Below are 15,078 nucleotides of genomic sequence, written 5' to 3' on the forward strand. Positions count from 1 at the left end.
TGCCAACTCCTTGTGGTGGGCGGCTTGTTCAGGCCGCTGCGGGCTCGGCCCAGGCCGGGATCTCCAGGATTTCCAGCACGGCGGTGGTGATGGTGTAACCCGCGCCGCCGCCGTAGAGCATCACGTGGTCGCCGGACTTCAACTGGCCGGTGAGCAGCAGGTTTTCGAGACCCGCGGCCCAGTCCCCGGCGCCGATGTGGCCACTGCGGCGGGCGAACTCCCAGGTCGTCTCGGACTCGTCCACGCCGAGCAGGTGGTGGATCTGGAAGGGGCCCTTGATCCGGCCGGTGGAGGGGATGATGACGTACGCGATGTCGTCCATCTCAAGCCCGGCGTCGTCGAGGACGGCCTGCTTGGCCTCCTGCATCACCTTGCCGAAGCGGATGTTGGTCATCGTCTCGTCGCTGACGGCCTTCTGGGCGTCGCCGCGTGCGGTGAGGTCGATCTGCCGCTCGGCAGCGCGTGAGACCGGGCCGAACTCCTCGTCGCCGCGGGCCATCGGCTCAAGGGAGTTGTCCGCGACGGTCGCCGTGGCTTTGAGCCGGGCGAAGCCGCCTTCGGTGGACAGGATGGTGGCGGTGGCGCCGTCGGCGTAGGCGTTGCCGTGCCGCAGCTGCCAGCGGTTGGCGCCGGGGCCGCCGAAGCGGTCGGCGGTGGTGAGCATGACCGCGCTGCCCTTGCCGTAGCCGGCCGTGAGGTGGGCGGCGGCCAGGTCGAGCCCGCTGATGCCGATGTTGCAGCGCTGCTGCACGTCGAGGCCGGGCACGGTGGCGCCGACGGTCCGCTTGGCGATGTAGGACGCGGCCGGCCAGATGTCGAGGCCCTGGAACCAGGTGCTGCCGTGCAGGAGCAGGGAGTACGCGGACTTGTTCAGGCCGGAGCGCTCGTGCGCGGTGCGGCCGGCGGCGACGGCCATGTCCGGCGGCGCCGTCCAGCCCTCCTCCTCGCTCTCGCGGGCGATCCGCACGGACTCGTACCCGAAGTCGTCGATCCACTCCTGGCCGCACTCCCCGGCCGCGACGGCCTCGGCCACCGGGACGGGCTCGGGCAGCCAGCTGCCGAGCGAGGCGACATAGATCTCGTTCCAACGCATCCAGCTACTCCCCTGTTCGGCGGTTCGGTCGATTCCTTCGGGCATACGGCATGCGCCCAAGGTCGCCACCGCCTCTCGAATAGGACTTGAGTGCGGCCGGGGAAAGCCCGGCCCATGGCGGCTCAAGTGGAGTTCGAGTGGGGCGGGTCACGCTCTTGGCCATACCGACGGGCGGCCCGTGAGGGCCGCCCCCACCCCCCAATCGGAGACCCGCCGTGCGCATCCTGTTCACCGCCCATGCGGGCAAGTCGCATCTGCGCCTGCTGATCCCCCTGGCCCAGGCCGCCGTCCGAGCCGGGCACACCGTCGCCGTGGCCGACGACGAGTCCATGCGCGAGGAGAGCGTGAGCTACGGCCTGGAGTTCTTCCCGGCCGGGTTCGACTGGGCCAAGGACCCCTTCTGCATCGAGGCGATCGCGCTTCCGCTGTTCCGGGCCGACCAGGAGGCGTACGAGGAGGGGCTCGTGGAGTGTGTGCTCGGGCCGCCCGCCCTGGCCGCGGCCCGCGACATCCTGGAGATCGCCGCCGACTGGAAGCCCGACCTGATCGTCCGCGAGGGCGAGGAGATGGGCGGCCTGCTCGCCGCCGAGTCGCTCGGCATCCCGCACATCGCGGTGGCCGGCGGCTCGACCCACCTGCTGCCTCCTGCCGTCACCAACGGACCGCTCAACGAACTGCGGACCGAACTCGGCCTGCCCGCCGACCCCGACGACAACTCCGCCTACCGGCACGGCCTCATCAGCTGGCTCCCGGCCGAGTGCACCGGCGACGACCTGGACCCGCGCACCCTGCGCCACTACCGCCAGACCACCCCGTACCGCAGCGACGACAAGGCCCTGCCCTGGCTCGCCGAACTGCCCGACGACAAGCCGGTGGTGTACGCCTCCATCGGCACGATGGCGCCGTCGATGCCGTGGAAGTCCGACGAGGTGCTGCACGCGGTGATCGAGGCGGTCTCGGGGCTCGACTGCACCGCGCTCGTCTCGATCGGCGTGGGCCGCGACCCCGAGGAGTTCGGCGAAGTCCCCCCGCACGTGCGGCTGCTCACCGAGTGGGTCCCGCAGGACGTGCTCCTGGAGGCGGCCGACGTGTTCGTCACGCACGGCGGCCACAGCAGCATCCGCGAGGGCCTGCGCAGCGGTACGCCGATGCTCGTCACGCCGATGTACGACGACCAGCCCAACTCGGCCGAGCACGTCGCCGAGGTCGGCAGCGGCATCAACCTGCCCGCCTACTGGGTCACCGGCGAGACCGTCACCGAAGCCCTCGGCCGGCTGCTCACCGAGCCCTCCTTCCAGCGCAGGGCCTCCGCCGTGCGGCGCTCGGTCCTCGCCTGCCCGCCGGTGGAACAGCTGGTCACCGACCTCGAAGAACTCGTCGCCGCGCACGCGGTCCAGGAGGAGTCATGCGCGTCCTAGTGACCGCTCTGGTCCCCAGCCACATCGTGCCGATGGTGCCGCTGACCTGGGCGCTGCGGGCGGCCGGACACCAGGTGCTGGTGGCCGGCGACGCCGAGCTCGTGAAGTTCGCGGCCGCGGCCGGTCTCGACACCCGCCTCGTCGGCGGCGGCGAGACCCGCCAGCGGCTCACCCGGCCCGGCGCCGTGGCGATGCCCGACCGGGCCGGCATGGACCGCCGCGCGGACTCCGAGTGGGACGCGGTCGGCGAGCGCTGGCGCACCCGGCTCGGCGGCTACATCGACGACCTGGTGACGCTCGGCCGGGCCTGGGAGCCCGACCTGGTGGTGACCGACCCGGTGGAGTTCGGCGGACTCGTCGTCGCCGGTGCCCTCGGCGTGCCCGGCATCATCCACCGCTGGGGCCCCGACGACTTCACCAGCCCGCTGCTCCGTCAGGCCAAGGTCCAACTGCACGACCTGTGCGTCGAGTTCGGGGCCGACGGCTTCCCCGACCCGGCCCTGATCATCGACCCGAGCCCGGCCTCGCTGCTCCCCGAGGGCGACAACACCCCGGGCCTGCTCTCGCGGTACGTCCCGTACTGCGGCACCGCCGAACTGCCCGACTGGGCGGTCGTGCGGCCCGAGCGGCCCAGAGCCCTGCTGTGCCTGGGCATGTGGCACGGCCGGGTGCTCGCCGAGACGGGCGAACTGCCGCTGGGCTTCCGGAACGTCCTGGACGCGTGCACCGAGCAGGGCCTGGACGTGCTGTTCCCGATCGACGCCCAATACCACTCGGCGCTCGCCGGGATCCCGTCCTCCGTCAAGGTCGTCGACCGCTTCCCGATCGGACCGGTGATGCGCCACACGGCGGTCGCCGTCCACCACGGCGGCAGCGGCACCAGCATGACCTCGTTCGCCTCGGCCGTCCCGCAGCTGGTGCTGCCCGGCGACAAGCCGTTCCTCCAGACCACCGGCCGGCTCGTCCAGGAGTCCGGATCCGGGCTCAGCCTCGCCAGCGAGGCCGAGCAGCACGACCCCGGGCTCGTCCGGGAGGCCCTCGCGGGCCTTCTTGAGGACGAGCGTCACCGCAAGGCCGCGCACGACGTACGCGCGGAGATCGAATGCCTGCCAGGCCCCACGGAGCTGGTCCACACCTTGGAAGGGCTGATCTGACATGCGCTCACTCACACAGGAAAGGGAACAGGTGCCACCCCCCATGGCAGAACAGCACGGCCCGCCCGCGGTCGTCTTCAAGGGTGTCGTCAAGGAGTACGGCAGCGTCCGCGCCGTCGACGGGATCGATCTGACGATCGGCCGCGGTGAGACGGTCGCCCTCCTCGGCCCCAACGGCGCCGGCAAGTCCACCACCATCAACATGCTCCTCGGGCTGTTCCCGCCGGACCAGGGCACCATCGAGGTCTTCGGCAAGAAGCCCGAACTCGCCATGCGCGCAGGGCACTTGGGGGCCATGCTCCAGGAGGGGAAGATGATTCCCCGGGTGTCGGTGCGCGAGCTGGTCGACTTCGTGCGCCAGACCTACCGCAAGCCGCTGCCGCTCCAGGAGGTCCTGGAGCTCGCCGAGCTCACCAAGATCGCCACCCGTAACGTGGACCGGCTCTCCGGCGGCCAGGCCCAGCGCGTGCGGTTCGCGCTCGCCCTGGCAGGCGACCCGGACCTGGTGGTCCTCGACGAGCCGACCGCCGCCCTCGACGTCGAGTCGCGGCGCGAGCTGTGGGCCGCGATGCAGCGGTACGCCGAGCGCGGCAACACCGTCCTCTTCTCGACGCACTACCTCGAAGAGGCCGACGACAGCGCCGACCGCGTCGTCGTCATCGCCTCGGGCCGGGTCGTCGCCGACGGCACGACCTCGCAGATCAAGTCCATGATCGAGGGCCGCACGGTCAGCTTCGTGCCGCGCGGCGCCCAGAACGGCTTCGACCTGCTGCCGGGCGTCAGCTCCGTGGAGTTCCGCGGCGGCCGCGTCCACCTGCGCACCAGCGACTCCGACTCGACGGTGCACGCACTGTCGCGCGCCGACGCCTTCACCGACCTGGAGGTCTCGGGCGTGGGCCTGGAGGAGGCCTTCATCGCGCTCACCCACCAGTCCCGCCACGCGGCCGCCGCTCCGGAAGGACGGACCAACTGATGCTCGGTTACATCCGCCTCGAAATCCTGCGGCTCGTCCGCAACGGCGGCTACCTCATGATGAGCCTCATCATGCCGGTCGGCCTGTACGTCACCCTCGCTGGCGGCGGCCCCGACCAGGAATCCCTGGTGCGGGCGATGGTCGGCGCGGCGGCGTTCGGCGCGCTCGGCGTGGTCATCACCAACGGCACCGGCATCGCCGAGGACCGGGCGCTCGGCTGGCTGCGCCAGCTGCGGCTCACCCCGCTCTCGCCGGTCCAGGTCGTCATCGCCCGCGGCGCCGTCGCCACCTGCCTCGGCATCCTGCCGATCGTGGTGATCGGCCTGATCGGCAAGTTCTACCGGGGCGTCGACCTCTCGCCCGGCACCTGGCTGGAGATCTTCCTGCTGCTCTGGGTCGGCATCGCCCCGCTCGCGATGCTCGGCATCGGCATCGGCTACCTCTTCAAGGCCCAGCTCGCGCAGATCGCCGGCACCGTCTCGTACCTGACGCTCACGCTGCTCGGCGGCCTGATGATGCCGACCGACAGCCTTCCGCAGTGGCTGCAGCCGCTGTCGAAGGAGACCCCGGTCTACCGCTACGCCCAGCTCTCCTGGGACGCGGCGGCCAACTCCGCGCCGAGCGGCACCGGGCTCGGCGTGCTCGCCCTGTGGACGGCGCTGCTCGCGGCCTTCGCCGCCTTCGCCTACCGCAGGGGCGGCCGTCGCGCCTGATCCGTACCGCGTCCGAAGTGCCCGCAGGGACTCCCCCTGCGGGCACTTTCGTGTTCGTACCGGACGCGAGTCGCATTCGAGCGGGTGCCCCCACCCTTGCCCTGCCACTGACCGTACGCGATGGAGTGAGGCAACTGAATGCGCGTGTTGTTCGTGGGGCACGGCCCGGCCCATGTCCCCTGGATCATCCCGCTCGCCTGGGCCTGCCGCCTTGCGGGCCACGAGGTGCGGGTGGCGGTGCGGCCCCAGTGCGTGGCCCCCGTCACCCGGGCCGGTCTGGTGGCCGTGCCCGTCGGCGACGAGGCCGCCACCGCCGAGGTCGCGGCCCGTCAACTGGGCCTGGGCCCCGGGCGGTTGAAGGCGGCCGCCGAGTCGGTGGCCGTCCTCGACGCCGATCTGAGCGAGGCGCTCGTCGAGAAGATGATCGCCGTCGCCGACACCCTCACCGACGACCTCGTCGACTTCGCCCGCTTCTGGCGCCCGGACATCGTGGTGCACGACACCGCGGCCGCCGCGGGCCTGGTGGCCGCCGCCGCGATCAAGGTTCCGGCGGTCGGCCACACCTGGGGCGTCTCGCTCGGCGTGCACTGCGAGAGCGAAGCGGAGCTGCGCCCCTCCTACGCGAAGCTCTTCGAGCGCTTCGGCGCCGACCCGGTGGTCGGCCCCTCGGTGTGGATCGACCCGTGCCCGCCGGGCCTTCGCCCGCCGCACGGGGTGCGCCGCGCCAACATGCGCTACATCCCGTTCGCCGGCCCGGCCGCGCTGCCCGACTGGCTGCGCGCCGAGCGCCCCTCGGGCCGGCCGCTGGTCTGCGTGACCGGCGGGGTCACCACCTCCGCCCTGGACGAGGTGCGCGACCACGTGGTCCGCTCACTGCTCGGCCTGGACACCGACGTGGTCCTCGCGGTCACCCCCGAGCAGGCGGCCAACACCGGCCAACTCCCGGACGGCGTACGGATGGTGGAGTCCTTCCCGCTCGACGTGCTGCTCGCGCACTGCGACGCGCTCGTCCACCACGGCGGCGTCGGCAGCGGACTCATCGCCGTCACCCACGGCCTTCCCCAGCTCCTGCTGCCGCGCAACGCCTTCCAGGAGCACTGGTCCCATCTGGTGCGCGCGTCCGGCGCGGGCACCGCGCTGCCCGCCGACGCCGAGGAGGGCGCGGTCGGCGCGGCCGTCCAGGACCTGCTGACCCGCCCCTCCTACCGGGAGCGGTCGAAGGCGCTGCGGGCCGAGACCGACCGGATGCCCACCCCCGACCAGCTCGTGGGCTTCCTGGAGGAGTGCGCGAGAGCCGGTCACACGGACGTTCCCACACCTGAGGAGACAGGAAGACGATGACCGTACTCCTTGAGCCCACGACGGGCACGAACCGCTTCGTGCGGGGCGAGACGATGCACGGCCTGTTCCAGGACGCGGCCCGCCGCTTCCCCGAGGCAACCGCCGTGTCCCACCGGGGAGTCGGCGTCTCCTACCGCGACCTCGACGCCGCCTCCGACGGGTACGCGGCGCTGCTGCAGGGCCACGGCGTGCGCCGCGGGCAGCTGGTGCCGGTGCTCATGGAGCGCGGCACCCCGCTGATCGCGGTCCTGCTCGCGCTGTTCAAGTGCGGGGCCGCCTATTCGTTCCTGGACGCCCGGTGGCCCGTCGACCGGCTCGAAGGAGTGATCGGCCAGCTGGGCGCGCCGCTCCTGGTGACCACCGTGGACGGCGACTGGTCCGTTCCCACCTGGACGCCGCCGGCCGAGGACCTGACCCTCACCGCGGCGCGCGGCCTGACCCCCGCGCCGGTCGCGGTGACCGGCACCGACGCCTGCTCGGTGTTCTTCACCTCCGGCTCCACCGGCACCCCCAAGGGCGTGGTGTCCAGCCACGAGAACGCGGTGCGCCTGTTCGACGGCGCCTTCTACGCCGAGCTCGGCCCCGGCACCGTGATGCCGCAGACCGCTCCCCCGACCTGGGACGGCTTCACCCTGGACTGCTGGAGCATGCTGCTCACGGGCGGGCGGACCGTACTCCTGGACGAGACGGTCCTGGTGCCGCGCACCCTGCGCGCGCTGATCGCCGAGGAGGGCGTGAACGCCGCGTTCATGACGACGCAGCTGTTCAACATGCTGGTCACCACCGATGTGGGGGCCTTCGCCGGGATGAAGTGGCTGTCCATCGGCGGTGAGCGGGCCGCCCCGACCCGGGTGCGCGCCTTCCTCGCCGAGCACCCCGGCATCCGGCTGCTCAATGTGTACGGGCCCGTCGAGTGCGGCGCCGTCGTCACCGCCCACCGGGTGCGGCCCGAGGACTGCGACGACCCGGCCGGCATCCCGCTCGGCCACGCGCTGGCGCACACGGATGTGCACGTTCTGGACGGCACCCGGGTGTGCGCGCCCGGCGAGACCGGCGAGCTGTGCCTGGGCGGCCCGGGCCTGGCCCGCGGCTACCTCGGCAACCCCTCGCTGACCGAGGAGGTCTTCGTCGAGGCCGAGATCGGCGGCAGGATCCAACGCCTTTACCGCACGGGTGACTTGGGCAACCGGTCGGCCGAGGGCGTGTTCCACTACACCGGCCGCGGCGACCGCCAGATCAAGATCCGGGGGCACCGGATCGAGCCCGCCGAGGTCGAGCGCACCGTGGAGCGGGTGGCCACGGTCACCGGCGCCGCGGTCGTGCCGGTGCCCAAGCCCGACGGCTCCTACCACGGGCTCGCCCTCTTCTACACGCACGGCGAGGGCGGGGCAGGCCCGGAGGAGCTGCGCGAGCGGCTCGCCGAGCTACTGCCCGAGTACCTGGTGCCGCGCCGTGTCCAACTCCTGGACCAGTTCCCGCAATTGGCGAACGGCAAGATCGACCGGCGGGAGCTGGCCGCGCGGGTCCGCCCGGAGCAGGAGCGCGCCGAGGCACCCGCCGAGTCCTTCGAGGGCACCGCGGCACTGGTCGCCGCGGGGTTCCGGGCGGCCCTCGGCACCGAGCGGGTGCCGGGCGACGTCTCGTTCTTCGAGCTCGGCGGCAGCTCCCTGGAGGCGGCCCAGCTGTGCCAGCACCTGGACGCGGTGCTCGGCGCGGCCGTCCAGCCCTCGCAGATCTTCCGCACTCCGACCGTGCGCCGGCTCGCCGCGTGGCTGGACGCCACCGCGCGCTCGGCCGAGGCCGCCGACGCCCCGGTGCCGGGACTTCAGCCCGGCGAGATCCTGCTGCCGCCCGAACAGGCCGGCTTCCTGTTCGCCGCCGCCCACGACAAGGACGGCCTGGGCGGTCTGTGCCGGATGACCTGGTGGATCGAGGGACCGGTCGACGTCGACGCCCTCACGGCCGCGGTCGGCGACGTCCACCTGCGCCACCAGGCCCTGCACGCCCGCTACTTGATCCGCGACAACGAGCTCGGGTACGCGGTGGTGCCGCCGGCCCCGGCCGACGCCGAGGTGATCCGGCTGCCCGACGCCGCCGACGAGGAGGCCGCCGCCACCGCGTGGCTGACGGCCGCGCTCACGCCGCTGGCCGTCCGGGACGCCGAGGTGTGGCGGTGCGCGGTCGTGCGCGCCGAGGACACCGCGCGCACCCTGTTCGGCCTGGTCGCCCACCACGTCGCGTTCGACGGGGCCTCCGAGGCGGTGCTCGCCGCCGACCTGTCGCTGGCCTACGCCGCCCGGCTCTCGGGCCGCGCCCCCGAGTTCCCCGCACCGGCCGCGACCCTCGCCGAGGTGTCCGCCGACCACCGCAGGGTGATCGCCCGGGTCGACCTGGCGGCGCAGGCCGAGTACTGGGAGGACCACCTGGAGCTCCAGGAGCCCCTGGAGCTGCCGGGCCGCGCCGACAACGACCGCAACGCCGGGCCCGGCTACTCACCCTCGCGCACCGTGACCAACGCCGAGCTCGCCCGCTGGGACGAGCGGGCCCGCGCGCTCGGCACGACCCGCTTCGCCATGCTCGCGGCCCAATTCGGCCTCGTACTGAGGGACTTGACCGGGCAGAGCGACATCGCCGTCAAGGTGCCGGTGGCCCGGCGGGGCAGCGAGGTGCTCGCCTCCGCCGTCAGCTGCCGGGTCGACCTGCTCTTCCTGCGCTTCTGGCCGCCGCACAAGGACGACGGCTCCGGGCTCCTGGAGCAGGCGGTGACCCATGTCGACGAGGCCCTCGCCGCCCAGGAGACCGGCGGCGCCCAGCTGGCCCGCACCGTGGTGCTCACCGGCGGCGGCGAGTCCCTGCGCCCGATGCCGAGCTTCCTGATGCAGGACGACCCGGACCCGAGGCTCGAACTCGCCCGCTGCACCGCCCGGTTGTCCCGCATCGGCGCGCCCACCATGTTCACCGAGCTGGAGCTGGACGTCCGCACCACCGCGGACGGCGCCCTGATCACCGCCTCGGTACGCACCGACCGCATCCCGGCCGAGATCGCGGACCGGGTGGTGATCGCGTACACCGAGGGCCTGCGCCGCGGCCCCGCCCAAGGGGCCGAAGCCCCCGCCGCTCCCATCACATCCGAGGACACCTCATGCGTGTACTGATCCTGAGCAGCCCCGAGTCCACCCACTTCACCTGCATGGTGCCGCTGGCCTGGGCGCTGCGCGGCGCCGGGCACGAGGTCCTGGTCGCAGGCCAGCCCGACATCATCCCGATGGCCCGTTCGGCGGGCCTCAACACGGTCACCGTGGGACGGCAGTTCTTCGGCAAGGACCTGCTCAGCCCGCCGCTGCCGCCGAACAAGCGGCCCATCGAGATCGTCGGGCCGCTCACCCCGAAGATGACCATGATCGGCTCCCGGGTGTGGGTCCTGCACACCCGCTACATGGCGCCCGAGTACCTGGAGGTCGCCGAGCGGTTCAAGCCGGACCTGGTGATCTCGGAGATCTTCGACTGGGTCGCCTGCCTGATCGGCGGCGTCCACAAGATCCCGGTGGTCTCGCACCGCTGGGGCGTCGACCCGATGAGCCACCTGATGCGGGCCACCGCCGAGGACCTGCTCCAGGGCACCTGCGAGCGCCTCGGCGTCGAGGGCGGCCTCCCGAAGCCCGACCTGCTGCTCGACCCGGCCCCGCCGCAGCTCCTCGTGGCGGGCGCACCGGCCGGCGCGCCGATCCGGCACATTCCGTTCAACGGCACGGGCCACGTGCCGAGTTGGCTGCGCCGGCGCGGCGACAAGCCCCGGGTCTGCGTGACCATGGGCCGCCAGACCATCTCGCTCGGCGGGCTCCCGATGTTCCGCGGCATCGTCCAGGCCTTCGGCGACCTGCCGGAGACCGACGCGGTGATGACCGTGCAGGAGGAGTTCGTCGACGAGCTCGGCACCATCCCGTCCAACGTCACCATCATCCCGCCGACGCCGCTCAACGGCTTCCTCGACAAGACGGACGCGGTGGTCACCCACGGCGGCGCCAACACCCTGCTCGCCGTGGCCAGTTTCGGCGTCCCGCAGCTGATCATGCCGCAGCTGGTCGACCAGTTCGAGGGCGGCGACCTGCTCGCCGCCGCCGACGCCGGTCTCACCCTGCGCACGGCCGAGGCGCAGAACGACCCGGCCCAGGTGGCCGAGGCCGTGCGCACCCTGCTCGCCTCGGAGCGGATCGCCAAGGGCTCGACCGTCCTCGCCGAGACCATGGCCGCCATGCCCAGCCCCGCCGCCGTCGTCCGTGACCTGGAGAACCTCCGATGCGCGTACTGATCATCAGCACCCCCGTCGACACGCACTTCCTGCCCATGCTGCCGCTGATCCGGGCGCTCAAGGAAAAGGGCCACGAGGTGCTCGTCGCGGGGCAGCCCGACGTCACCGGGCCCGCCGAGGCGGCGGGCCTCGCCACCGCCACGTTCGGCGAGGCCTTCCACTACACCGATCTGCGTCGGGGCCGGCGGCCCGAGGGCCTGCGCCCCATCGAGGTGGTGGGCCGCCCGCCGGCCCAGCAGATCGACGGCGCCGCCCAGATGTGGCGCAACCACGCCCCGTACTTCCTGTACGACTACCTGGAGCTGGCCCGCGAGTGGCGGGCCGACCTGGTGATCTCGGACCACATGGAGTTCGCGGGCCCGGTCGTCGCGAAGGTGCTCGGCATCCCCAGCGTGTGGCACCGGTGGGGGGTGGCCCCCACCACCACGTTCATGCTCGGCCAGACCCGGATGTGGCTCGGCCCGCTGTGCGAGCGGCTCGGCCTCGGCTCCGTCCCCGAGCCGGACCTGATCCTCGACCCGGCACCGCCCACCCTGGCGAGCGCGGAGGCCCCGGCCGCACGGCCGATCCGCCCGGTGCCGCACACCGGCGACGGCACGCCCTGGACGTACGCCGCCCCGCCCGGGCGCCGGGTCGCGGTGGCGCTCGGCGGCCACACCCTCAACCTCGACGGCGCCCCGCTGGTGCGCCGCGTCGTCGACGCGCTGGCCTCGACGGGCGGGGTGGAGGCGGTCGTCTCCGCGGCCCCCGAGCACCGGGCCGCGATCGGCACCCTGCCCGCGGGCATGGCGTACTCCGGCGAGACGGCCCCCGGTCTGCTCTTCCCCGGCGCCGACCTCGTGGTCCACCACGGCGGGCCCGGCTCCACCCTGGCCGCGGCCGCGCTGGGCATCCCCCAGCTCGTGCTCCCCCAGCTCGACGAGACGTTCCTCGCCGGCGACAAGGTGGCAGCCGCGGGCGCCGGGATCACCCTGGACACGGCCGAGCGGCAGAACAGCGCCGCCGAACTGGCCGACAGCGCCCGACAGTTGCTCACCGAACCCACATACGAGGCGGGCGCCCGGCGGCTGCGCGCCGAGGTCCAGGACATGCCGGCCCCGGCCGAGACCGTCACCCCGCTCGAAGAATTGACGACACGTCAGGAGGTACTGGCGTGAGCACGGACGTGACCGCCGAAACCGCCACCAGCGAGGCGGACACCAAGGCCGACGAAAAGGTGACCAAGGAGAAGAAGCCCAATCCGAACGGGATGAGCGACATCCAGGTCCTGGTGCTCATCGTGTGCGCGATGGCCACCATGACGCTGGCCCTGCTCGACGGCTCGATCATCTCCTCGGCCGTCCTGCCGATCGTGCGCGACCTCGACCCCGCCCACGGCATCGACCGCTTCCCCTGGCTGATCACCGCGTACCTCCTTGCCGCGACGGCCGCGCAGCCGCTGTACGGCAGGCTCAGCGACAGCTACGGGCCGCGCCGGATCTACCTGGCCGCGCTCGGCACGTTCCTGGCGGGCTCCGCGCTGTGCGCCACCGCTCACTCGCTCACCCAGCTGATCGCCTTCCGCGCGGTCCAGGGGCTCGGCGGCGGCGGCCTGATGAGCATGACGCTGATCGTGATCGCCACCCTGTACCCGCCCAAGTCCCGCGCCGGGCGCTCCAACGCGGGCGGCGCGCTCATCGCGGCCGGCATCATCGCCGGGCCCATGATCGGCGGCCCGCTCAGCGAGAACCTGTCCTGGCGCTGGATCTTCCTGCTCAACGTGCCGCTCGCAGGCCTCGCGCTCGCCGGAGTGGCCTGGGCGCTGCGCCTCCCGGTGAAGGGCACCCGGCAGAAGGTCGACATCCTCGGCTCGGTCCTGATCGCGGCCGCCACCTGCGCGCTGCTGCTCGGCGTGAAGGCGTACGGCGAGCACAACTCGTTCTCCGGTCCGGTGCTGCCCTACTTCTACGGCGGCTTCCTGATGGCCGGAGCGTTCGTCGCGCGGCAGCTGAAGGCGTCCGATCCCCTGATGCCGCTCACCCTGTTCAAGGACAAGGTGTTCCGGCCCGCGGCGGTCCTCCAGTTCGTGGGCGGCTTCGCGCTGCTCTCGCTGCCGGTGTTCCTCATCAACTACCTGAACATCGTGCGGGGCGTCTCGCTGGACGCGGTCGGGCTCCATCTGATCCCGCTCGCCGTCGGCGTGGTCCTGGTCTTCCTCTGCTGGGGCAAGATCATCACCCGTACCGGGAAGTGCAAGGCGGTCCTGGTGGTCACCACGGCGACGGCGACCGCCGCCGTCGCCGGGCTCGGGTTCACCGTGGCCGACGCGCCCGTCTGGGAGCTCGACCTGCTGCTCCTGCTGCTCGGCGTGGGCCTGGGCGGCGTGACCCAGATCGCGCTGTTCATGACCCAATCCGCCGCTGCGCCCGACCAGTTGGGCGTGGTCACCACCACCTCGCGGTTCGCGACGATGCTGGGCACCACCATCGGCGGCACCGTGCTCGGCGCGGTCCTCAGCGCCCGCTTCGCCTCGGCCGCCGGCGCCTCGGGCATCAAGGACCCGGACTCCGCGGCAGCCCAGCTCGCCGGGCTCGACGCGGAACGGCGCCACCTGGTGACGGACGCCTTCGCGCACGCCACGTCCACGCTGCTCCTGGTGGCCGCGGGGCTCCTGCTGCTCGCGCTGGGGACGGCTCTGGTCATGAAGGACGTCGACGTGAACGCGGTGGCGGACGCGTCCACGGAGGCACCCTCCGCCCCCGCCGCGGAGGTGTCCGACACCGCCGCCCCCCTACCCGCCGAAGAGGCCGCCCCACAGTCCGAGGAGGACGACGAAGATGCGCGTACTGATGCTAAGCACCCCCTTCCCCACCCACTTCACCCCCATGGTCCCGCTGGCCTGGGCGCTGATGGGAGCGGGCCACGAGGTGCTGGTCGCCGCGCAGCCTGACGTCACCGACGCGGCCCGCGCCGCCGGGATCTCGGCCGTCGACATCGGCGACCGCTTCCACGGCCTCGACGTCCTCCAGCGCCACCTCCCGGACGGGGTACGCCCGTTGGAGCTGATGGGCCCGACCCCGCCGGAGAAGATGGCGGGCACGACCAAGCTGTGGGAGACCCACGCCCGCTATCTGGTGAGCTCCTACCTGGAGTTCGCCCGGGAGTGGGGTCCCGACCTGATCGTCTCGGAGCAGATGGAACTGGCGGGCCAGCTCGTCGCGGGCGCGCTCGGCATCCCGAGCGTGCAGCACCGCTGGGGCGTCGACCCGCTGAGCGGCCCCTCGCGCGCCTCGGCCCGCAACTTCCTGCACGGGACCGCCGAGCGCCTCGGCCTGGACGGCCTGCCCGACCCGACCCTGCTGCTCGACCCGTGCCCGCCCGCGCTGCACCACCCGAGCGCTGCGCCGGGCGCGCCGATCGGCTACGTGCCGTTCAACGGCACCGGCACCGTGCCCGACTGGCTGCACCGGCCGGCCGCCGACGGGGTGCGCCGCGTAGTGGTGTGCCTGGGCCGCCAGACGCTGGTGCTCAACGGCACCGGCCTGTACCGCTCGATCATCGCGGCGTTCGAGGGCCTGGAAGACGTCGAGGCGGTGGTGACGGCGGACGCCGCCTTCCACGAGGGCTTCGGTGAACTCCCCGCCAACGTCAAGGTGGTTGAGCCCGTCCCGCTGAACCTGTTCCTGCGCGACTGCGACGCCGTGATCCACCACGGGGGCGCGAACACCACGCTCACTTCGTGCGCGTTCGGCCTCCCGCAGGTGGTGCTCCCCCAGATCGTCGACCAGTTCGCCTCGGCCGAGCTGCTCGCCGCGGCCGGCGCGGCCCGGGTGCTCGGCGAGGCGGCCCCGCAGAACGACCCCGGCCAGGTCCGCGAGGCGATCCGGGACGTCCTGGACGACCCGCGCCACCTCAAGTGCGCCCAGGAGCTGCGCGCCGACATGGCCGCCATGCCGAGCCCGGCCCGGGTGGTGCAGGACCTGGAGCGACTGGCTGCCGCCTGAGCCTCAACTCCCCTACGGGGAAGGGCCCTTGCCGCATCGGCAGGGGCCCTTCTCTCGTGTGCCTGCCCTGCGGAGGCTCCCTTCCGTCCGCGGA

11 protein-coding genes are annotated in these 15,078 nt (G+C 72.8%); 10 read left to right on the plus strand and 1 reads right to left on the minus strand.

Annotated features, from left to right (window positions below; all coding sequences use genetic code 11):
- Positions 1-28: 28 nt before the first annotated feature.
- Positions 29-1,093: a ketoacyl-ACP synthase III family protein gene (locus ADK54_RS15025; protein WP_053726129.1), complete on the minus strand. Its 1,065-nt coding sequence runs from the start codon at positions 1,091-1,093 to the stop codon at positions 29-31.
- A gap of 215 nt (positions 1,094-1,308) precedes the next feature.
- Between ADK54_RS15025 and ADK54_RS15030 the strand changes: the two genes are divergently transcribed.
- From ADK54_RS15030 to ADK54_RS48265, 10 genes are all read left to right on the plus strand, one after another.
- Positions 1,309-2,511 carry a glycosyltransferase gene (locus tag ADK54_RS15030; protein WP_053726130.1) on the plus strand — a complete coding sequence of 401 codons (1,203 nt, stop codon included), beginning with the start codon at positions 1,309-1,311 and terminating at the stop codon, positions 2,509-2,511.
- Entirely contained in the window at positions 2,499-3,665 is a 1,167-nt protein-coding gene (locus ADK54_RS15035; RefSeq protein ID WP_159047768.1) for a nucleotide disphospho-sugar-binding domain-containing protein, read from the plus strand. The genes ADK54_RS15030 and ADK54_RS15035 overlap by 13 nt, the downstream gene beginning before the upstream one ends.
- 43 nt (positions 3,666-3,708) lie before the next feature.
- A complete protein-coding gene (locus tag ADK54_RS15040; protein ID WP_053726132.1) occupies positions 3,709-4,638 on the plus strand; it encodes an ABC transporter ATP-binding protein in 930 nt (309 codons plus the stop codon).
- The gene (locus ADK54_RS15045; protein ID WP_053726133.1) at positions 4,638-5,351 is read left to right on the plus strand and encodes an ABC transporter permease; all 714 of its coding nucleotides are present in this window, start codon (positions 4,638-4,640) and stop codon (positions 5,349-5,351) included. Before ADK54_RS15040 ends, ADK54_RS15045 begins: the two co-directional genes overlap by 1 nt.
- A 138-nt stretch (positions 5,352-5,489) precedes the next feature.
- Positions 5,490-6,692, plus strand: a complete 1,203-nt coding sequence (locus ADK54_RS15050) for a nucleotide disphospho-sugar-binding domain-containing protein (protein ID WP_053726134.1) — start codon at positions 5,490-5,492, stop codon at positions 6,690-6,692.
- The gene (locus ADK54_RS15055; protein ID WP_053726135.1) at positions 6,689-9,847 is read left to right on the plus strand and encodes an AMP-binding protein; all 3,159 of its coding nucleotides are present in this window, start codon (positions 6,689-6,691) and stop codon (positions 9,845-9,847) included. The genes ADK54_RS15050 and ADK54_RS15055 overlap by 4 nt, the downstream gene beginning before the upstream one ends.
- The gene (locus ADK54_RS15060; protein WP_053726136.1) at positions 9,835-11,001 is read left to right on the plus strand and encodes a nucleotide disphospho-sugar-binding domain-containing protein; all 1,167 of its coding nucleotides are present in this window, start codon (positions 9,835-9,837) and stop codon (positions 10,999-11,001) included. The genes ADK54_RS15055 and ADK54_RS15060 overlap by 13 nt, the downstream gene beginning before the upstream one ends.
- Positions 10,989-12,158, plus strand: a complete 1,170-nt coding sequence (locus tag ADK54_RS15065; RefSeq protein ID WP_053726137.1) for a nucleotide disphospho-sugar-binding domain-containing protein — start codon at positions 10,989-10,991, stop codon at positions 12,156-12,158. The genes ADK54_RS15060 and ADK54_RS15065 overlap by 13 nt, the downstream gene beginning before the upstream one ends.
- Entirely contained in the window at positions 12,155-13,930 is a 1,776-nt protein-coding gene (locus tag ADK54_RS43395; protein WP_078966391.1) for an MFS transporter, read from the plus strand. The genes ADK54_RS15065 and ADK54_RS43395 overlap by 4 nt, the downstream gene beginning before the upstream one ends.
- Complete coding sequence (locus ADK54_RS48265) at positions 13,818-14,984, plus strand: nucleotide disphospho-sugar-binding domain-containing protein (protein ID WP_053726141.1); 1,167 nt, start codon at positions 13,818-13,820, stop codon at positions 14,982-14,984. The genes ADK54_RS43395 and ADK54_RS48265 overlap by 113 nt, the downstream gene beginning before the upstream one ends.
- Positions 14,985-15,078: the final 94 nt, after the last annotated feature.

It is taken from the genome of Streptomyces sp. WM6378, assembly GCF_001279695.1.
Lineage (GTDB): Bacteria > Actinomycetota > Actinomycetes > Streptomycetales > Streptomycetaceae > Streptomyces.

Bases quoted from the DNA above. Each gene is read 5' to 3' on its own strand.
- ADK54_RS15025 (WP_053726129.1), bottom strand. From the start codon at position 1,093: ATGCGTTGGAACGAGATCTATGTCGCCTCGCTCGGCAGCTGGCTGCCC.
- ADK54_RS15035 (WP_159047768.1), top strand. From the start codon at position 2,499: ATGCGCGTCCTAGTGACCGCTCTGGTCCCCAGCCACATCGTGCCGATG.
- ADK54_RS15040 (WP_053726132.1), top strand. From the start codon at position 3,709: ATGGCAGAACAGCACGGCCCGCCCGCGGTCGTCTTCAAGGGTGTCGTC.
- ADK54_RS15045 (WP_053726133.1), top strand. From the start codon at position 4,638: ATGCTCGGTTACATCCGCCTCGAAATCCTGCGGCTCGTCCGCAACGGC.
- ADK54_RS15050 (WP_053726134.1), top strand. From the start codon at position 5,490: ATGCGCGTGTTGTTCGTGGGGCACGGCCCGGCCCATGTCCCCTGGATC.
- ADK54_RS15055 (WP_053726135.1), top strand. From the start codon at position 6,689: ATGACCGTACTCCTTGAGCCCACGACGGGCACGAACCGCTTCGTGCGG.
- ADK54_RS15060 (WP_053726136.1), top strand. From the start codon at position 9,835: ATGCGTGTACTGATCCTGAGCAGCCCCGAGTCCACCCACTTCACCTGC.
- ADK54_RS15065 (WP_053726137.1), top strand. From the start codon at position 10,989: ATGCGCGTACTGATCATCAGCACCCCCGTCGACACGCACTTCCTGCCC.
- ADK54_RS48265 (WP_053726141.1), top strand. From the start codon at position 13,818: ATGCGCGTACTGATGCTAAGCACCCCCTTCCCCACCCACTTCACCCCC.